Origin of the sequence: uncultured Chloroflexus sp. (assembly GCF_938091255.1) — a bacterium.
GTDB lineage: Bacteria > Chloroflexota > Chloroflexia > Chloroflexales > Chloroflexaceae > Chloroflexus.
On sequence record NZ_CALLJH010000017.1, the window covers coordinates 17,717 to 35,825 of the forward strand.

General features: G+C 58.9%; 15 protein-coding genes and 1 tRNA gene. 6 read left to right on the top strand and 10 right to left on the bottom strand.

Annotation, left to right across the window (positions count from 1 at the left end; genetic code table 11):
* Position 1: 1 nt before the first annotated feature.
* The 4 genes from ilvD to Q1A00_RS07110 all read right to left on the bottom strand — a co-directional run bounded on the left by ilvD (position 2) and on the right by Q1A00_RS07110 (position 5,614).
* Complete coding sequence (gene ilvD / locus Q1A00_RS07095) at positions 2 to 1,687, bottom strand: dihydroxy-acid dehydratase (RefSeq protein ID WP_298405067.1); 1,686 nt, start codon at positions 1,685 to 1,687, stop codon at positions 2 to 4.
* Positions 1,688 to 1,845: 158 nt separating this feature from the next.
* Positions 1,846 to 3,186 carry a UDP-glucose/GDP-mannose dehydrogenase family protein gene (locus Q1A00_RS07100; protein WP_298405069.1) on the bottom strand — a complete coding sequence of 447 codons (1,341 nt, stop codon included), beginning with the start codon at positions 3,184 to 3,186 and terminating at the stop codon, positions 1,846 to 1,848.
* A gap of 118 nt (positions 3,187 to 3,304) precedes the next feature.
* Positions 3,305 to 4,291: an ornithine cyclodeaminase gene (locus tag Q1A00_RS07105; protein WP_298405070.1), complete on the bottom strand. Its 987-nt coding sequence runs from the start codon at positions 4,289 to 4,291 to the stop codon at positions 3,305 to 3,307.
* Between the two features lie 150 nt (positions 4,292 to 4,441).
* Positions 4,442 to 5,614, bottom strand: coding sequence for a S1 RNA-binding domain-containing protein (locus Q1A00_RS07110; RefSeq protein ID WP_298405072.1), 1,173 nt, complete (start codon positions 5,612 to 5,614; stop codon positions 4,442 to 4,444).
* A gap of 323 nt (positions 5,615 to 5,937) precedes the next feature.
* On the opposite strand from Q1A00_RS07110, the gene Q1A00_RS07115 reads away from it, so the two are divergent.
* Both Q1A00_RS07115 and Q1A00_RS07120 read left to right on the top strand, forming a co-directional pair.
* Complete coding sequence (locus tag Q1A00_RS07115; protein ID WP_299755927.1) at positions 5,938 to 6,843, top strand: metalloenzyme; 906 nt, start codon at positions 5,938 to 5,940, stop codon at positions 6,841 to 6,843.
* A gap of 12 nt (positions 6,844 to 6,855) precedes the next feature.
* Positions 6,856 to 7,332 carry a low molecular weight protein-tyrosine-phosphatase gene (locus tag Q1A00_RS07120; RefSeq protein ID WP_298405076.1) on the top strand — a complete coding sequence of 159 codons (477 nt, stop codon included), beginning with the start codon at positions 6,856 to 6,858 and terminating at the stop codon, positions 7,330 to 7,332.
* On the opposite strand, the gene Q1A00_RS07125 is transcribed toward Q1A00_RS07120, so the two are convergent.
* On the bottom strand, positions 7,305 to 8,129 hold the full coding sequence (locus Q1A00_RS07125) for a 16S rRNA methyltransferase (RefSeq protein WP_299755930.1): 825 nt from the start codon (positions 8,127 to 8,129) through the stop codon (positions 7,305 to 7,307). The two genes, Q1A00_RS07120 and Q1A00_RS07125, sit on opposite strands and share 28 nt — an antisense overlap.
* A gap of 233 nt (positions 8,130 to 8,362) precedes the next feature.
* A complete protein-coding gene (locus tag Q1A00_RS07130) occupies positions 8,363 to 9,478 on the bottom strand; it encodes a tRNA guanosine(34) transglycosylase Tgt (RefSeq protein ID WP_298405080.1) in 1,116 nt (371 codons plus the stop codon).
* A 222-nt stretch (positions 9,479 to 9,700) separates the two neighbouring features.
* Here Q1A00_RS07130 and Q1A00_RS07135 point away from each other — a divergent pair, with 222 nt between their 5' ends.
* The 3 genes from Q1A00_RS07135 (at position 9,701) to Q1A00_RS07145 (ending at position 12,402) form a co-directional block, all read left to right on the top strand.
* Positions 9,701 to 9,946: a type II toxin-antitoxin system Phd/YefM family antitoxin gene (locus Q1A00_RS07135; RefSeq protein ID WP_298405082.1), complete on the top strand. Its 246-nt coding sequence runs from the start codon at positions 9,701 to 9,703 to the stop codon at positions 9,944 to 9,946.
* Between the two features lie 285 nt (positions 9,947 to 10,231).
* Positions 10,232 to 10,306, top strand: a tRNA-Asn gene (locus tag Q1A00_RS07140).
* 680 nt (positions 10,307 to 10,986) lie between these two features.
* Positions 10,987 to 12,402, top strand: coding sequence for an aminotransferase class V-fold PLP-dependent enzyme (locus tag Q1A00_RS07145; protein ID WP_298405084.1), 1,416 nt, complete (start codon positions 10,987 to 10,989; stop codon positions 12,400 to 12,402).
* Between the two features lie 385 nt (positions 12,403 to 12,787).
* Here Q1A00_RS07145 and Q1A00_RS07150 read toward each other — a convergent pair whose 3' ends face one another.
* The 4 genes from Q1A00_RS07150 to lipB form a co-directional block, all read right to left on the bottom strand.
* A complete protein-coding gene (locus Q1A00_RS07150; RefSeq protein WP_298490580.1) occupies positions 12,788 to 13,309 on the bottom strand; it encodes a hypothetical protein in 522 nt (173 codons plus the stop codon).
* 364 nt (positions 13,310 to 13,673) lie between these two features.
* Positions 13,674 to 15,086: a dihydrolipoyl dehydrogenase gene (gene lpdA, locus Q1A00_RS07155; RefSeq protein ID WP_298405677.1), complete on the bottom strand. Its 1,413-nt coding sequence runs from the start codon at positions 15,084 to 15,086 to the stop codon at positions 13,674 to 13,676.
* Between the two features lie 214 nt (positions 15,087 to 15,300).
* Complete coding sequence (gene lipA / locus Q1A00_RS07160) at positions 15,301 to 16,221, bottom strand: lipoyl synthase (protein ID WP_298405674.1); 921 nt, start codon at positions 16,219 to 16,221, stop codon at positions 15,301 to 15,303.
* Positions 16,222 to 16,363: 142 nt separating this feature from the next.
* Positions 16,364 to 17,029: a lipoyl(octanoyl) transferase LipB gene (gene lipB, locus Q1A00_RS07165; protein WP_298405672.1), complete on the bottom strand. Its 666-nt coding sequence runs from the start codon at positions 17,027 to 17,029 to the stop codon at positions 16,364 to 16,366.
* A 349-nt stretch (positions 17,030 to 17,378) separates the two neighbouring features.
* Between lipB and Q1A00_RS07170 the strand changes: the two genes are divergently transcribed.
* Positions 17,379 to 18,083 carry a class F sortase gene (locus Q1A00_RS07170; RefSeq protein ID WP_298405686.1) on the top strand — a complete coding sequence of 235 codons (705 nt, stop codon included), beginning with the start codon at positions 17,379 to 17,381 and terminating at the stop codon, positions 18,081 to 18,083.
* Positions 18,084 to 18,109: the final 26 nt, after the last annotated feature.

The window sequence follows — 18,109 nt, forward strand, 5'->3', positions numbered from 1 at the left end:
TCTACTCGGTAAACCGGTCGGTCACCGCGCCAAGGCTAGCCGAGGAAACCAGTTTAGCATATTTGGCCAGCACGCCACGAGTATAGCGCGGCGGACGCGGTTGCCATGCTGCGCGCCGTCGGGCTAGCTCTTCGTCGGAAACGTTGAGCTGCAAGAGGCGCGCATCAGCATCGATAGTAATGCTATCACCCTCTTCAACCAACGCGATCGTGCCGCCCACCGCCGCTTCCGGCGCGACATGACCGACGACCAAGCCGTAGGTGCCGCCAGAGAAGCGCCCGTCGGTAATCAGACCGACGCTATCACCCAACCCAGCGCCGATAATCGCTGAGGTTGGCGCCAGCATTTCGCGCATGCCGGGGCCACCCTTCGGCCCTTCATAGCGGATAACGACCACATCGCCGGCTTTGATCTTCCCGCTCAAGATCGCCTCAAGACACTCCTCTTCGGCGTCAAAGACGCGAGCCGGGCCAGTGATACGGCGCTGCTTGATGCCGGTAATCTTGGCGACACAACCCTCTTCGGCCAGATTGCCGCGCAAAATGGCGAGATGGCCCTGCTCGTAGATCGGTTGCGAGAAGGGGCGGATCACATCCTGATCAGCCGGCGGCTCGTCGGGCACATCGGCCAGCACTTCGGCGATCGTCTGGCCGGTAACAGTCATACAATCACCATGGATGAGGCCAGCGTTGAGCAACATCTTCATCACCTGCGGTACCCCGCCTACCCGGTGTAGATCGGTCGCCACATAGCGGCCCGACGGTTTCAGATCGCAGAGCACCGGCACGCGCTGGCGAATGGTCTCGAAATCGTCAATGGTCAACGGCACCTCAGCGGCATGGGCAATCGCCAGCAGATGCAAAACGGCATTAGTTGAACCACCAAGCGCCATCACCACCGCAATCGCATTCTCAAACGATTTGCGGGTGAGCATTTGGCGGGCAGTGCGATTGGCCCGGATCGCTTCAACCAGCACCTCGCCTGAGCGCGCTGCACTCATCGCCTTCTCTTCGTCTTCGGCGGCCATCGTCGAAGAGCCGGGCAAGCTCAGGCCCAACGCTTCAATCGCCGACGACATTGTGTTGGCGGTGTACATCCCGCCACACGAACCGGCGCCGGGGCAAGCGTGGCGCTCGATCTCAAGCAGTTCGTGCTCGTCGATCCGGCCGGCGCTGTATTCACCGACCGCCTCAAATGCGCTGACAATGGTTAGATCGCGGCCTTTGTAATGGCCGGGTTTAATGGTGCCGCCATAGACAAAGATAGCCGGAATATCGAGCCGAGCCATAGCAATCAAGGCACCGGGCATATTCTTGTCGCAGCCACCCACCGCGAGAATGCCGTCCATGCGTTGAGCATTGACCACCGTTTCAATCGAATCGGCAATCACCTCGCGGCTGACCAGCGAATACTTCATGCCTTCGGTACCCATTGAGATACCATCGCTGACGGTAATCGTGCCGAATATCTGCGGCATACCACCGGCGGCGCGAATAGCCTCTTCCGCGCGAGCAGCAAGCGCACCTAACCCTGAGTTACACGGGGTCAGTGTGCTATGGCCATTCGCCACTCCCACAATCGGCTTGGTAAAATCCTTGTCGCCAAACCCGACCGCGCGCAGCATTGCCCGATTGGGCGAACGCTGCGGGCCTTCGGTGATCATGCGACTACGGCGGTTATCGCTCATCGCGAGCCTCCTCAATGCGTCTGAACCGGATACATAGCGTATTGTAACGCGATTTGGATTTGGCGACGCAATGGAGGAATGTTTGGTCAAACATGGACAGAGCTGCACTGACGTGCAGCTCTGCGCGATGATAACATCCGGCGGGATCTTGCCCCCAATTAATCACTAATCTTCGTTGCTTCTTCCCACAACGCCACTGGCGCCTCGCCGCGCCCGACACCCCAGTAGGTAAAGCCAAGACTGCGCATCTCGCGCGGATCGTAGAGATTGCGCCCGTCGATCACCACCGGCTGGCGCATATAGCGCTTGATCCGCTGCCAATCCAACTGCTTAAACTCATTCCACTCAGTGACGAGCAACAGAGCATCGGCGTCCTTAGCTACATCGTAGGCGGTCGCAGTAAAGGTCACGGTCGGCAACAACTCTTCGGCCCGCGGCATCGCGACCGGGTCGTAAGCCTTCACCCGCGCCCCTCTCTTGAGCAACGCATTGATAATATCAACGCTCGGCGCTTCGCGCATGTCGTCGGTATTGGGCTTAAACGACAACCCCAACACACCGATCAGACGGCCAGTCAGATCGCCTAGCACCGTCTCGACCTTCTTGACAAACCGCTTTCGCGCATCGCTATTGATATCCATCACTGCCTGCAACAGTTGCGGGTGGCAGCCGGACGAGGCAGCCATGTGGTAAAGTGCCAGCACATCTTTGGGGAAGCAGGAGCCGCCATAACCAATGCCGGCTTCGAGGAAGTGGGGGCCAATCCGCTTGTCGGCGCCCATACCACGGGCCACTTCACGCACATCAGCGCCCAACCGCTCGCAGATCTGGGCAATCTCGTTGATAAACGAGATACGGGTAGCGAGGAACGCATTCGAGGCGTACTTAATCATCTCCGCCGTGCGCAGATCGGTGATAATAATCGGCGCGCCGAGGGTTTCGTGCAACGCCGCCACCCGCTGCGCCGCTTCGCGATTCTTTGCCCCCAGCACGATCCGGTCGGGTTTGAAGAAGTCGCTCAGCGCGCTGCCTTCACGCAAAAATTCAGGGTTTGAAACAACATCGAATTTGACATCAGGGCCAGCGTGCTCGGCGATGATGTTTTCAACCATATCACCGGTGCCTACCGGTACAGTACTCTTGTCAATGATAATCGAACCTGAGCGTAAATGCTTGCCGATACTGCGCGCCGCCGCTTTGACATAGGTCAGATCAGCCGACCCGTCTTCACCCATCGGCGTCCCTACCGTAATGAAAATGAACTCTGCGTCAGGAATGCCGACCGCATAATCATCAGTAAAGCGCAACCGCCCCGCGCGCATATTCCGCTCTTGCAACTCTTCGAGACCGGGCTCGAAGATCGGCGATTTGCCGCTGCGCAGCAGTTCGAGCTTGTGCAGATCAATCTCGATGCACGTAACCGAGTGGCCAAGATCGGCGAAACAGACGCCGGTCGTTAGACCTACATACCCGGTACCTACCACACAAATGTTCTTCACGATCGTGTCTCCTTACGTCAGCGTGGATAGCGACCCGATCCACGGCATTTTACTTATTGTTGTACGCAACAGACATGACATTTCGATGAATAATGCTGCACCCATTGATAACAAAAGCTCAGAGGGCGACCTCAGTCCCTAACCCTAATTCATGAGCGCGTTGCAACGCTAACGCCGCCACCGCGAGATCCTGCACTGCATTCCCCACCGACTTGAAAAGCGTTATCTCATCGGCGGCGGTGCGTCCGGCAACCATCCCGTTCACTAATTCGCCCACCTCACCGATACAATGCTGTTCATCAATGAGGCCGGCGGCACGCGCTTGGATCAGATCACCGGCTTCGGCCCATGCCGCGTGGCGCTGATCGACGAAGAGTCGGCTGCGCGCAACCAGCGCCGGCGGGATCTCGGCCATATCCGGGCGATACGCGCCGATAGCGTTGATATGGGTACCGGGCCGCACGAGATTGGCGGTGAAGAGCGGCGTGGCGCTACTCGTAGCGGTACAGATCACATCAGCTTCTGCAAGCGGCATCGTTGGATCGGTCGCAATCCGAATATCACCGCGAAAACCCTCGCCGCGCAGACGCGCAGCAAGAAGGGTTGCCCGATCACGGGTTCGATTGACAATCCAGACATTATTGATTGCGGGCCGCACAGCCAGCACGGCTTGCGCTTGCGGCAATGCCTGTGCGCCGGCGCCGAACACCACCAGCGTGCGCGCATCGGGGCGGGCCAGCCAGCGGGTCGCCACCCCTGACGCCGCGCCGGTGCGCAACGCGGTCAGGTACGTGCCATCGAGCACCGCCAGCGGTCGCCCGCTCGCCGGATCGAAGAGCGTCACGAGCGCGTAGATCGTTGGTTCGGCACGATAGATATTCTGTGGAAAGACCGAGACGGTCTTGAGGCCGAGCGCTGGTGAATCGCCGCCCAGCCGCCCGGGCATAAAGAAGGTTGTCGCGGCATACGCGGGGGTTGCAATTGCGGTACGTAGCGGAATGTCAGCTTCGCCGCGCGCGAGCATGCCAAAAGCCTGCTCCACCGCATCAATCGCTGCTGTCATCGGCACGGCCTGTGCGACATCAGTCGCCGAGAGAAATCGCATGCCCACCTCCTCGTTGGTCGTGCGAACCGTAACCGCCTCTTATCATACGACAAAACCGGCACGGATGGGAATCCATGCCGGTTTTAGGAGCCGTTGCAATGCAACGGCTTTACCATGTAAGATTATCAAATCGCGATCCGTGTGCCACACCTATGCCTGCGCCGGCTGATCACTCTCGGTCTCAGCCGGAGCAGGAGCCACCTCATTGTCGTTGATCCGGCGCAGCGACAGCCCCATCCGCTGGCGCTGGCGATCGAGGCTAATTACGCGCGCGGTGACTATCTGGCCGGGTTGCAACACATCACGCGGCTGCGTCTGCGGATCGGCGTCAAGCTCGCTGGCGTGGATCAGGCCCTCAACCGCCTCCTCTACCTGCACGAAAGCACCAAACGGCGTCACATTCGTCACCGGGCCGGTCACCAGTTGGCCGAGCGTATAACGCTGGTCAATTGTTTCCCACGGGTTGTTCTGCAACTGGCGGATCGACAGACCGATGCGCTCGCGCTCGCGGTCAATCTCGACCACAACCACCTTGACCTCTTGGCCGGGTTGGAGCACCTCACGCGGATGATTGACCCGCTGCCAGCTCAACTCGGAGATGTGGGCCAAGCCATCGGCGCCGCCCAGATCGATAAAGGCGCCGAAATTGGTAAGCTGGTTGACCCGCCCCACCAGCACATCACCCGGCTGCAACTCGGTGAGCAAACGATGCTTCTGCGCCTTGCGCCACTCTTGGGTTGCCGCCCGCTCAGAGAGCACCAACCGGTTGCGCTCGCGATCAACCTCGATCACCTTGAGCGGAATCTCCTGATTGACCATCTTTTGCAGCGCTTGCTGCCGCTCATCAGCAGCGGTACGCCCGTGCAGTTGCGCCACCTGCGACGCCGGCACAAAGCCGCGAATGCGGTTGAACTGCACCAACAAACCGCCCTTGTTGAAACCGATCACCTTGCAGCGGGTAATGCCACCATCGTGGAAGAGCTGCTCGGCTACTTCCCAGTCCTTCGCCACCTGCACCATCGTAAGCGAGAGAATCAAGTCACCGTCGCGGTTTTCCGGCTCTTGTACATACACTTGAACCGTATCGCCAACTTTCAGCGAGTTGATGAAATCATCACCCATCTGGCGCAAATCTTGAGCCGGAATCACGCCTTCACGCTTGGTGCCAATCGAGACCAGAACACCACTCTCTTCGATGTGCATGATCAAGCCTTCGCGCAGCTCACCGCGCTGAGGACGGGCATAATCATACTCATCGAGCAACTGGGTCCAATCCAGATCTTCCTCGTTCTGCCGGGTCACAGGGTCGGGCTGGACAGACATGCTACAAAGCCTCCTCAAAGAGATTTAGTTTGTCTCAACTGCCGCGGCGGCGCAAAAAGAGCGCGATCCGGGTCGTGCGGTGGTACACGTCAGGTCGCGCAAAATGCTTTGTGTGCAGATCGCTACGCTGGCGCGAGCCGCCGGCTCCGCAGGCTGGCAAGTGCTCCAAGGCCGTCGTACCGTTCCAGTCGGTGGAGTTGACCGTCGCGGAAGTCGAGACTTGTTTTACAATGGCGGCAATTATAGGCGATGATGGTGAACCTGTCAACATTTTCACAAGCCGGGCAAAGGGTGTTTGCCTTATTTTAATGAACGATTCTGGCATGGCATTCATCTTTGTGTTTCTGGATGGGGTAGGATTAGCTCCATCTTCACCAACCAATCCGCTGGCGAATGTGCCGATGCCGACGCTGCAAGGGTTGCTTGGCGGGCCATTGACGGTTGAGCAGATCGGCGATCGCGATGGAGTGCTGCTTGCGCCGCTCGATGCTTGCCTAGGGGTGGAAGGTCTGCCGCAAAGCGGCACTAACCACGTCGCCTTGCTGGCTGGCGTCAACGCACCGGCGCTGCACGGGAGACACCAACCGCATTTTCCGCCGGTGGCGCTGCGCCCACTATTGGCCGAACGCTCGCTCTTCCGGCGCGCGCAAGCGGCGGGGAAGCGAGTAGCGTTTGCCAATGTCTTCACCGCTGGCTACTGGCAGGCGCTAGCCGCCCGCCGGCTGCGCCGTTCGGCGAGTGTGATCGCTGCCGAGGGTGCCGGTCTCTATCTGCGCAACCTTGACGATTTGCGGGCCGGGCGCGCGTTGAGTTGGGATATTACCGGCGAGGGATTGGCAGCGCGCGATCCGGAGGCAGCGACAATCGCGCCGGTTAGCCCGCAAGAGGCCGGTGAGCGGCTGGCGCGTTTGGCGAGCGACTACGATCTGGTCTTTTTCGAGAGCTTTTTGCCCGATCTCGCCGGCCATGGCCGGCTTGACCCTGACGGCGCTGTTACCGCGCTCACCCGTATTGATGGTTTGCTGGCCGGTTGGCTGCGCGCGCGCCGGCTAACCGACAGCTTGCTGATTGCGTCGGATCATGGCAATATCGAACAGGCGGCCACCACTACCCACACCACCGCGCCTACGCCGCTGTTGGTGATCGGGCCGCACGCCGGCTATTTCCGCCATGTGCGCCGGATTGATGAAGTGGCCGATGCGATCTTGGCCGCGTTGGCTAACATCTAACACGAGGAAGCTATGCAACAAAAAATCCGCGTCCTGTTCGTCTGTATGGGCAATATCTGCCGCTCGCCAATGGCCGAAGCCATCTTCCGCCATTTGGTCGAGCAAGCCGGTCTCAGCGATCAGTTTGAGATCGATTCAGCCGGCACCGGCGGTTGGCACGTCGGCGAGCCACCGCATCCGGGGACGCAGCGGGTGCTGGCCCGCCATAACATTTCGACCGCCGGGATGCGGGCACGGCAGGTGCGCTCGGCTGATATTGATCAGTTTGACTACATTTTGGTGATGGATCGCGAGAATCTGGCTGATATAGGCCGTTTCCACCCCAAAGCGCGCGAACGGGCTAAACTGTTGTTGAGTTTTGCGCCGGAATTAGGGGTCACTGAGGTGCCCGATCCCTACTACAACGGTCGCTTCGAGGAAGTGTACCAGTTGATCGAGACGGCGTGCCGCAATTTGTTGGCCTACATCCGCGAACGCGAGGGGGTGTGACGTTCGATCACAAACACGAGTTCGTTGGGCAATTCGATCACGCGCGGCGACCACCCTTCGGCGGCGGCTAGGGTGTCCATGTAGCCGCGGTAGGTCGTCGCCATGCCCACATTGCGCCCGCCCAAGCTGCGGGTGGGGAACGAAACGACGAGCCGGGGAGCTTGGATAGCGCGCAGAAGATCGGCGCCGGCGCCGCGCCGTTGCTGTTCGAGCAGCGGGATCGTTTTCAAGACGAACGCGACATCAGCCGCTACTGGCGGCGGCCCCGCGATTAAATCGCAGATGCCGGCTGCTCCCTGCACGCCGAGCAGCGGCAGGGCTGCGTGCAAAAACGCGCAGAGGGCGGTGTCAATATCGTAAGCAGCGTACCACGTGGTTGGGGACAAGGCCATCCACGGGATGGCGAGCGGATTAAGCCCGCAGCCAAGGTCGAGCACGCGCTGCGGCGGTTGGCCGCCAAAACACGCCGGGTAGAGCTGGGCTAGCGCCGGCAAGCGCTCGCGGGTCGAGGCGTGCTTGGACAGCAAGCGCCGACACACCGCTTGGCGGGTTGCCTCGCTTGGCGCTGATTGCAATTCAGCGAGCCACTGAGCATACTGCGGCGCGCGATCGGCATAGGCGCCGATCATCTGGTGTAATTCGGTCTTGGTCGCTTTGATCGCCGCTTTCAGCGATGGATAACGCTGCAACGCCGACCAGCCCACCCGTTCGATCACCTGCGGATCAATGGTACGGTAGTGCGCGCTCGCCTGCACAGCGGCGATCAGTTCAATCAATTGATCGTCAAAATGTGCCATACGTGTCTGTACCGCAGAGAACGCGAACGTTTGCTCGCCCCTATCAGCGCGTCATGGAGTTTACCACAGAGGGCACAGAGGGAGGAGGGTATGCTCGCTCTTTCTGACACCTCTGGGCCTCTGTGTTTCGATGGTTCATCCGTTAGCGCAGAGGAAGGAGTAGGGTGTGCTTGCTTCGCTTGCGGCACTTCGTACCATGCCTTAGCCACGCTTGTGGCTTGCTGTCGAGTTCATCACACCTCACCCGGTTGCGCTGCGCTCCGTTCCCGCCGAATCAATTCCATCACCTGCGCCATAAAATGCAAGTTATGGATCGTCGCCAATCGCAACGCCAGCGTCTCACCCAGCTTGTGCAGGTGGTGCAGATAGCCAAGGCTATAGCGACGGCAGGTAAAACACGCGCACCCCGGCGAAATCGGCGTATCAGCCTTGATATGCTTACGATCGGCAAGGTAGACATAGCTAAACCACTCGCCGGTCAAGCGAAAGCCGGGCCGCTGCGGGTCAGCAGTAAAGGCCAGCAAGCGACCCTGCCGGGCATCGCGGGTCGGCAGCGCGCTATCAAAGATATCGTAGCCCATCCGCGCGCAGGCCACCACACTGGCCGGATGGCCGACGCCGAGCGCATGCATGGGAAACTGGGCCGGAATCTGCGCGCGGGTAAAGGCGAGCGTCTCGCTCAGCAACTGACCTTGGGCATCGAGCGGCCAGCCGCCGAAGCCGAAGCCATCAAACCCAATCTCAAGCAACGCCGCTGCGCATTCAGCCCGCAACGCCAAATCGCCGCCGCCCTGCACCACCGCAAACAGCAACGGCGGCGGCCCGCTGCGCTTTTGCTGGGCAACTTGCCGGTCAAACTCCGCGCGGCACCGCCGCGCCCAGCGGATCGTCCGCTCGACCGAACGGCGCTGCTCGGCAGGCGAATCATCAACATGCGTGCAATCATCGAGGCAGATCACAATATCAGCGCCATAGCTCAGTTGCAGTTGAATGCTCTTTTCAGGGGTCAGTTGAAAGCGTCGCTCAGCGCCTTCCGGTTGAAAAACTAAACCCTGATCCGAAATCCGGCCTTGCTTTGGATTATTCCGGATCAGCGAATAGGCCTGAAAACCGCCGCTATCAGTCACAATTGGCCCATCCCACGCCGCCATCCGGTGCAACCCGCCGAGCGCAGCGATCGTCGAACTACCGGGTCGTTGCATCAGGTGGAACACATTCATCACCAACGCCGTGATGCCGGCCTCAACCAAATCACGGCTATCAACGGCGCGCACCGTGCCAAACGTAGCATCAGGCAAAAAAACCGGCAAGGCTAATTGGCCATGATTGAGGGTCAGCGATATAGACATATTCCTAACAATAATCTAGAGTTGAAATTTAGTATACGATGCGCTATACTGTCGCAGAAGCATACTGAGTCTGATTCCTTATTTGTACCGGTTTCGTCTGCCGCGTGTGCAGCTACAAGGTAGATGCATCATCTACTTTGCTCGGCATTGGCTCTCATGACCGGTCACAAAGAGAGAATCAAAGGCAAAAAGCAAGTTTCTACTTGTAGAATGGAGCGACCAATGTCCGACATCACCAAAAACCTACTCAATGTTGACCTTCGCCAAGGCGTAGTGCCAATCTCGAAGGCAGCATCATCGCTCGCCGCGCTGATCAAGCGCTCACAGGCCACCCACCAGCCGATTATTGTCACCCAGAAGGGCTATCCGGCTGGGGTCTTGCTCGATGTTGAACTGTTTACCGCCCTGCGCGAACTGGCCGAGCGCTATGAAGCTGAGCGCAACGGCCATAGCGAGGGCGCCGAGTAATCAACTGCCGGCATATTACCACACACAAGCGCAGCCGTAGATCGTTATGGCTGCGTTATGTTTTTTGATCACGGATGCTAGAGCGAGCACACCGGCAAAGAAACGCCACCACTGTGCAGCAAAATCGCCAGTGTGTTACCAACATCTCAGAATCCCAACATTCTTCTAACACTCGACCTCATTGATGTTCGTCGCATCAGGAAGCCATAAAACACCATACAGGGATCCTTGCTCCAGCCACTTGCACGTTTTACCGACCTGTGCTATACTCTCAACCGAAATCAATCCCCAATAGCTCAATGGTAGAGCAGCTGACTGTTAATCAGCGGGTTCCTGGTTCGAATCCAGGTTGGGGAGCCACAAAATGTTCCATCAGAAACACCCGGCGATATTTGCCGGGTGTTTGCATTTTGTACGAGGGCACCCACGCCGGGCAGCGCCACCGCAGGCAGGCTGAGCCATCACGTTGCGATCGCCGCTGTTCCTAGCGCATCCACCCGCTTGGTCGGATCAGATGTGCATTACGAGGCTGATCGAGCCGGGGCCCAAGATCGCTACCCCCTCGTAGATACACATCCCGTATGATAAGAGTTGGTGGGAGGAGACCACATACGTTTATAGATTTATATGAGCACTCCATATCATTGCAAAAAAAAAGCTGAGAGACTTCACTGGCTGAAATGAGCTTTATTGTCCCCTTTCTGCTACTAATGAACCAGCAACCACAGTCGCTTTGCTACCACGGCTGGCGGGTATCCGCTCAGTAAGAAATCTGACCAGACCACCTGCGCTGAGCTACAAGCGGCTCGATCCAGCGAATGGCGCAGATGGCAGGTACATCGAAAGGTCACGCAACGCGCGGCTTTGTTTGTTTTTGGTATCATATCGGTCAATGTGACAGATCGCCGGTTGCGCCATCATGAAGCCGCACCGTCGCGCGGCTGTTATAGAATGGATCGCACTGTGAGGCACCGGTTATGGAGCCGCACCGCCGTGCGGCTGCACACGATTGATCGCGTTGTGATGGACAGGAATATGCCATGCACCCCGATGAATTTCGTCGCCTTGGCTACCAAATCATTGATCTGATCGCCGATTACCGCGCCACCATCGCTAGACGCCCAGTCTGGTCGCAGGCCCATCCCGGCGAATTGCGCAACCAGTTGCCGGCTGCCCCGCCCGAACAAGCCGAACCGCCAGAAGTAATTTTGGCCGATGTCGAGCAGCTCATCATGCCGCGCCTATCGAATTGGCAACACCCGCGCTTTTTCGGCTACTTCCCGGCCAACGCCAGTCTCGCTTCGCTGTTGGGTGATATGCTGAGCGGCGGTTTGGGCCAGTTGGGGTTGAATTGGCAGGCAAGCCCGCCCCTCACCGAGCTAGAAGAGCTGACGACCGATTGGATGCGGCAGTTGTTGGGGTTGAGCGAGGCATGGCGCGGAGTGATTCAGGATACGGCCAGCACCAGTACCTTGGTGGCACTGCTCTGCGCCCGCGAGCGGGCCAGCGACCATAGCCAAGCGCGTGGCGGGTTGCAGGCGCTACCGCAGCCACTGGTCGTCTATACCTCAACTCAGAGTCACAGTTCGGTTGAGAAGGCGGCGTTGCTGGCCGGCTTTGGCCGCGATAATCTGCGCTTCATCCCGGTTGACGAAAGCTTCGCGATGCGTGTTGATGCCCTTGAGGACGCTATTGCTGCTGATCGGGCTGCTGGACGAACGCCGTGCGCCGTCGTCGCTAGCACCGGCGCAACGGCGACTACTGCCTGCGATCCACTTGAACCGATCGGCGCAATTTGCCAACGCGAAGGGGTTTGGCTGCACGTTGATGCAGCAATGGCCGGCTCGGCGATGATCTTGCCCGAATGTCGCCACCTTTGGCAAGGGATCGAGCAGGCCGATAGTCTGGTGCTGAATCCGCATAAATGGCTAGGAGCGGCGTTCGACTGCTCTCTCTATTACGTGCGCGATCCGCAGCATCTGATTCGAGTGATGTCAACCAACCCTAGCTATTTGCAGACAAGCGCCGACGGCGCTGTTACCAACTACCGTGACTGGGGCATCCCGCTGGGCCGGCGCTTCCGCGCGCTCAAGCTCTACTTCCTGTTGCGCTGCGAAGGGGCCGAGGGCTTGCGTGCCCGCTTGCGCCGTGATCTTGCCAACGCCCGCTGGCTGGCTGCGCAGATTGATGCAACGCCGCAGTGGCGGCGACTGGCGCCGGTGCCGTTGCAGACTGTCTGTGTGCGTCATGAGCCGCCGGGTCTTGCCGGTGAAGTGCTTGACCGCCATACCTTGGGTTGGATTGGCGCAATCAATGCTAGTGGCGCAGCTTACTTGACGCCGGCCATCCTCGATGGCCGTTGGATGGCGCGGATTAGCATCGGCGCTGAACCAACCGAGCATGCTGATGTGGCTGCGCTGTGGGAGCTGATGCAAACGGTGGTGAATAGGTTATAGGAAAGTAAGATGATAGCGAGAGTATGCCTTCGGTAACGGCTTGTGATCTGAACCCCCTCATCGCCTCCGCGTAATGACTGCTGGGTACCTCACCCCGTGCCCCGCACACGATGGATGGGTGGCATACCCTCCGCCCTTATCCCGGGTGTGGGGCGCAGCAGTGCTGCACCCCTCCATTGGTGACCGGCATTGCCTATACGTCGCCTTTGGATAATGACTGCTGACCATCATTCCCTTTCCCCGCTCCCTAGTGGAGAGAGGGAAGCACTGATGCATTTACTGGTCGATGTTCGCCATCATCCCTAGGGGGAGAGGGCACGAGGTGCAAGGTACTATGCCCCGCATACGACGGAATAGACGGTAACACACGCCGAACCTATACCGTTCACGGGGTGCGGGGCGCAGCGCTGCTGCGTCCCTTTGCCACGCGGCTCTGCCATGCATTGAGATCGTAAACAGCCAACGCATTCGTAAAAATCTCTACCGTCTTGTCATCGACCGTCGTGACTGAAACGTAGTATGGCACTCCATCAGCCACCCATGCCATCGTGATCAGACCGGGATCGACTACCTTCACCCCCCGAGCACCACGGAGGAGATACGGTTTTACTCGATCACTCCCCTCAACCGGCTGATGTTGTTCCCACACGGCGCGGGCCGGGGTACCACCGCCGATCGTGATCGTGGCTGTACCACCCCGAGGGCGTAGCGCAACCAGAAAGCCTCGTTCGTCGGCAAACGGGGTTGGGTCTGGCAACACTTCGTAGTCATCGGCGAAGGTAGGTGGCAAGAGGTACTGAACATGTACCGGCGCATCAGGTGGGGCAAGCACCGGTTCGGGAATGAATGACCGACCACAGCCAGCGAGGATCAAGACAAGCGTTAGCAAGAATATTCGTTGGCGCATACAACGTCATTCTAGTTTAGTTTTGAGCAAGAGAACGAAACCAGTGACAGCGAGACTGCCACTGGCTATGATACCGCAATGCGATGTGAGGGCGAGCGGGCGATTGAGGCGAGAGGGTTTAACGCATGCTTAAGATCTATTGACGATCAGCGGCAACACTATCTCCCTCACGCACGGATTGCCCCCGCTCAGCCATGCATCGCGCTGAAGCAGGAGATTGCTGCGGTCGGGCGGCATCCAGCCGTGCTGGATACCGCCGCTCCCTCGCAATGACAGGGAAAGTAAAGCATATCATAAACTGAAACGAGCGCCGATGATACAGCTTGACACCGCATCTTCGGCGCTCGCCGTGGTCAACGACATGCTACAAATGGATCGGCGCGCCATGCACCAAGGCATGGGCCGCTTCACCGATCGCTTCGTAGAGCGTCGGGTGGGCATGGATGGTTTGCATCATGCTCTCGCCGGTGGCCTCGTGGCTGAGAGCAATGCCGCCTTCGGCGATCATTTCGGTGACGCGCGGGCCGATCATGTGAACACCCAAGATTTCGCCGTACTGGGCTTCGGCGACTAGTTTCACAAAGCCAAAACGAGTCTGGCCAAGCACGCGGGCCTTGCCATTGGCAGAGAAGGGGAACTTGCCGACCTTGACCTGATAGCCGCGCTCGCGAGCTTTGGCTTCGGTCAGGCCGACGCTGGCGATTTCGGGATTGCAGTAGGTGCAGGCTGCAATCTTGCCATAATCGATTGGAGTGACGTGATGACCAGCCATATGCTCAACGGCCAGAATGCCTTCGGCACTAGCCTTGTGGGCCAGCCACGGCGTGTTGGTAGTGCAGTCGCCAATCGCGTAGATGCCCTCGGCACTGGTGCGGAGGAAGCCGTCGGTCTCGATAAAGCCACGGTTGTTAACCTTCACCCCAACCTCTTCCAAGCCAATGTTCTCGGTGTTAGGGGCGATACCGATCGAGACAAGCAGCTTCTCGACCGCGATCTGCTGCGGTTTGCCGGCGCTATCCATCACTGTCACGACCACCTGCTCACTGCCCACATCAATGCTCTCGACCTTGGCGCCAGCCAGTGTCTTGATCCCACGGCGCTGAAAGGCTTTGGTCAACTCGGCGCTGACCTCTTCGTCTTCGTTGGGCACAATCCGCGGCAATGCTTCGACTACCGTCACTTCGCTGCCGAACGAGCGGAACATCGAGGCGAACTCAACCCCGATCGCACCGGCGCCAATCGCTAATAAGCTACTCGGCACCGCCTTCAAGTTGAGCATATCGGTCGAAGAGAGCACCCGCTCGCCATCGAACGGTACACCGGGGAAAGGACGCGGACGACCACCGGTGGCGACGATGATCTGCTTGCCCGCCAGCACCCGCTCGCCGCCTTCGTTCAACTGCACATGCACTTGGCCGCGCCCGATCAGCCGGCCCCAACCCGCCACCACGTCAACCTTGTTCTTCTTCATCAAAAAGGCGACGCCGTCAGTGCTCTGTTTGACGACGGTATCTTTGTGCTTCATCGCGCCGGCCAGCTCGAAACCGACATTCTCGGCCAAGATGCCAAACCGCTTGGCCTCTTTCACCTCTTCGAGCAGATCGGCGCTGTGGAGCAACGCTTTCGTTGGGATGCAGCCGATATTGAGACACACACCGCCGAGCGCATTGACCTCAACAACTGCTGTCTTCATGCCCAGTTGGGCAGCACGGATAGCGGCCACGTAACCACCCGGCCCTGACCCAAGCACAATCAAATCATACACTTGCTCGCTCACGGAACAACCCTTTCATTTCTGACAGCGGCACTGCCACCGTCTACGCCGCTGGAATGGCCTCATAGTAATGATGGGTAGGATAATAAACGCAAAGACGCAAAGGTGCAAAGAGTTTATGATGAACACACAGTAATGACCAGCACATACTTATGTCTCTACTGTCCTTACCAACAACCGTCGCTCATCACGTTGTTTTGCGCCTTCGCGTTTAAGCCTAATGCTGGGCCGCGCCGACGTGCAGATGGGCATTGTAGCTGGAGCGCACGAGCGGGCCACTCTCGACGTGGCGGAAGCCACGAGCCAATGCATATGAGCGGAACTCGGCAAACTCAGCAGGGGTGACGTAGCGATGCACCGGCCAGTAGCTGGCGTCGGGGGCAAGGTATTGGCCGATGGTCAACACATTGACATCGGCTTCGCGCAGCCGGTCAATGACCTCGAACACCTCTTGATTCGTCTCGCCAGCGCCGACCATCATCCCGCTCTTCGTCACCAAATGCGGACGAGCAGCGCGGGCCCGCGCCAAGAGTTCGATGCTCTGCTCAAATTTGGCTCGCGGGCGGAAACGACGAAACAGCCGCGGCACCGTCTCGATATTATGGTTCAGCACGTCCGGCTCGGCGTCTAACACCATCGCTAGCGCATCCCAATTGCCGTCGAAATCGGGAATCAGCACCTCAACCCGGCAATCGGGCACCTTCTGCCGGATCAGCTCAATCGTGCGGGCAAAGATATGCGCCCCGCCATCGGGCACATCGTCGCGGTTGACCGAAGTCAGCACGGCAAACTTCAGCTTCAGGTGAGCCACCGACTCGGCCACCCGTTCCGGTTCATTCTCGTCAATTGGCTTGGGTTTACCCTTGCCGATCGCGCAATACCGGCAACCGCGGGTGCAGGTATCGCCGAGCAGCAAGAACGTCGCCGTGCGATGGCTCCAGCACTCGCCGATATTCGGACAACGCGCCTCTTCACAGACGGTATTGAGACCTTTCTCGCGCATGAGGCGCAGCACATCGTGATAGTTAGCGCCGCCGGGGGCGCGAGCCTTAAGCCATTCGGGCCGGCGGGGCCGATTGGTAGCGGCAGGTGCGGTGTTAGCTATTCCCACCTCGCTCAACGGAATCAGTTCTGCCATTGGCGCTCTCGCCTTCCAGTGATCGCCGCATAGGAACGATCAATGATCATTATTTCGATTGGCGCTTGTATTGTACCGCAAATTACCTGATTGCGAGCGGTATGGTCGGTCTTTAGCCTGAGCAGTGAGAAATAGAAATAACTTACGTCGTCCCTGACACCGGTTGCAAATCAAACACCTCGGCAATCTGGGTAATCAACCGCTCAGCTACCTCGGTCAGCGGCGGCGCCACGCCAAGCTCGGCGGCCAACGAGGTAACGCCGCGGTCGGTGATACCGCAGGGTACGATCAGATCAAAACCACTCAGATCAGGATCGACATTTAGCGCCAACCCGTGTGTCGTAACCCCGCTCGCGCTGAGCTTGACGCCAATCGCGCAGATTTTGGCTGCGCCGCCACGCACCCACACGCCGGTCAAACCGGCAACCCGCTCGCCGGTGATGCCGTAGCTAGCCAACACCTGAATGACACTCTCTTCCAAGCCGCGCACGTAGCGTCTGACATCGCTGCCGTGCTGTGAGAGCTTGAAAATCGGGTAGGCGACCAGTTGCCCCGGCGCATGGTAGGTCACTTCACCACCGCGATCGCTTTGCACGAGTGCCACCCCTCGCGCTGCCAACACCTCCGGCGGAGCAAGCACGTGGTCAAGACGGGCTTTGTTTCCCAGCGTGATTGTCGGTGGATGCTCAACCAACAGCAGGGCATCGCCGATCTGGCCGCTCGAACGTTGGCGGGCCAACTGGCGCTGCACTTCCCACGCGGCGGTGTAGTCTATACGACCCAACTGGTGGACGGTTAATGTACGCATAGGTGTCATGTGAAGCTGTTGCAATGACTCTGCCAGAGGTATAGTACACCATAATTCTTGGGTCATTGCGAGTCGCGGGGCGAGGCAGCGCAGGGCGCTGCCCTCACCCGGCGCAGCAATCTCTTGCTCGCGCGGAACGGATCCGCTTAGGCATCCCCTCTACTCTAGCGGAGATTGCTGCGGTCGAGCAGTACCCAGCGCGGCTGGCAGCCGCCGCTCCCGCGTAATAACAGACGGTCACTCGCCCGCACACTGTTTGTCGGCGGCAGTTGCACTGTCGCACTCTACAGTGACCTGTGGTAGGCTACTAGAGGGACGATGAACTGGACTGAGGTGATCCGTGACACGAATGTTATTGCTGATCCTGCTGGCCGGCGGCTTGCTCGGGGCGTGCAGCGCCGCCGCCACCGATGCTGCGGCACTCGCTGCACCGTCGCCTACCGCAACCGCCACGCTCACCAGTGTACCAACAGCAACGCCAACCGCCACTTCAACTGCGCTCCCAACCGCAACTGCTACCGTTGCGCCAACATTCACCCCTACCGCCAAACCTATCCCAACCCCAATGCCAACCGCAACGCTTGCGCCTACCCCGCTGCCTACCGGCGACCGCACACCGGCACGGTTGGTCATTCCGGCCATTAACCTCGATCGTAAACTGTATCCGGTTGGGTTGGACAAACACAATGTGCCGATTGTGCTCGATCACGACGTTGGCTGGTACCTCTACAGCGCCAAACCGGGTCAAGGCGAGAACATCGTGTTGTGGGGACACGTCTTGCGCTTCCGTAAAGCACCGCATATTCCTGCGCCTTTTGCCGATGTAGAACGGTTAGCAATTGGCAGTGAGATCTTCCTCTACAGCGCCGACGGCACCGTCTTTCGCTATGTGGTGGCGCGCAAAGAGCGCGTCACTCCCGACCAAGTGCAATACATTTTGCCTACCGGCGATGAACGACTAACATTAGTATCGTGTATTGGAGATCGGGTGATCGTGGAAGGAAACGTCGAATTGACTCACCGCTTGGTCACGATCGCCATGCCAGCGCCGTGACAAGGCGGCACGCCGCCTCGTGGTAT

Excerpts from the sequence above, each read along its gene's own strand:
- Q1A00_RS07135 (WP_298405082.1), top strand. The coding sequence starts at position 9,701 with ATGTCCGACATCACCAAAAACCTACTCAATGTTGACCTTCGCCAAGGC.
- Q1A00_RS07170 (WP_298405686.1), top strand. The coding sequence starts at position 17,379 with ATGTTATTGCTGATCCTGCTGGCCGGCGGCTTGCTCGGGGCGTGCAGC.
- lipA (WP_298405674.1), bottom strand. The coding sequence starts at position 16,221 with ATGGCAGAACTGATTCCGTTGAGCGAGGTGGGAATAGCTAACACCGCA.
- lipB (WP_298405672.1), bottom strand. The coding sequence starts at position 17,029 with ATGCGTACATTAACCGTCCACCAGTTGGGTCGTATAGACTACACCGCC.
- Q1A00_RS07125 (WP_299755930.1), bottom strand. The coding sequence starts at position 8,129 with ATGGCACATTTTGACGATCAATTGATTGAACTGATCGCCGCTGTGCAG.
- Q1A00_RS07110 (WP_298405072.1), bottom strand. The coding sequence starts at position 5,614 with ATGTCTGTCCAGCCCGACCCTGTGACCCGGCAGAACGAGGAAGATCTG.
- Q1A00_RS07115 (WP_299755927.1), top strand. The coding sequence starts at position 5,938 with ATGGCATTCATCTTTGTGTTTCTGGATGGGGTAGGATTAGCTCCATCT.
- Q1A00_RS07145 (WP_298405084.1), top strand. The coding sequence starts at position 10,987 with ATGCACCCCGATGAATTTCGTCGCCTTGGCTACCAAATCATTGATCTG.
- Q1A00_RS07120 (WP_298405076.1), top strand. The coding sequence starts at position 6,856 with ATGCAACAAAAAATCCGCGTCCTGTTCGTCTGTATGGGCAATATCTGC.
- Q1A00_RS07105 (WP_298405070.1), bottom strand. The coding sequence starts at position 4,291 with ATGCGATTTCTCTCGGCGACTGATGTCGCACAGGCCGTGCCGATGACA.
- ilvD (WP_298405067.1), bottom strand. The coding sequence starts at position 1,687 with ATGAGCGATAACCGCCGTAGTCGCATGATCACCGAAGGCCCGCAGCGT.
- Q1A00_RS07130 (WP_298405080.1), bottom strand. The coding sequence starts at position 9,478 with ATGTCTATATCGCTGACCCTCAATCATGGCCAATTAGCCTTGCCGGTT.
- Q1A00_RS07150 (WP_298490580.1), bottom strand. The coding sequence starts at position 13,309 with ATGCGCCAACGAATATTCTTGCTAACGCTTGTCTTGATCCTCGCTGGC.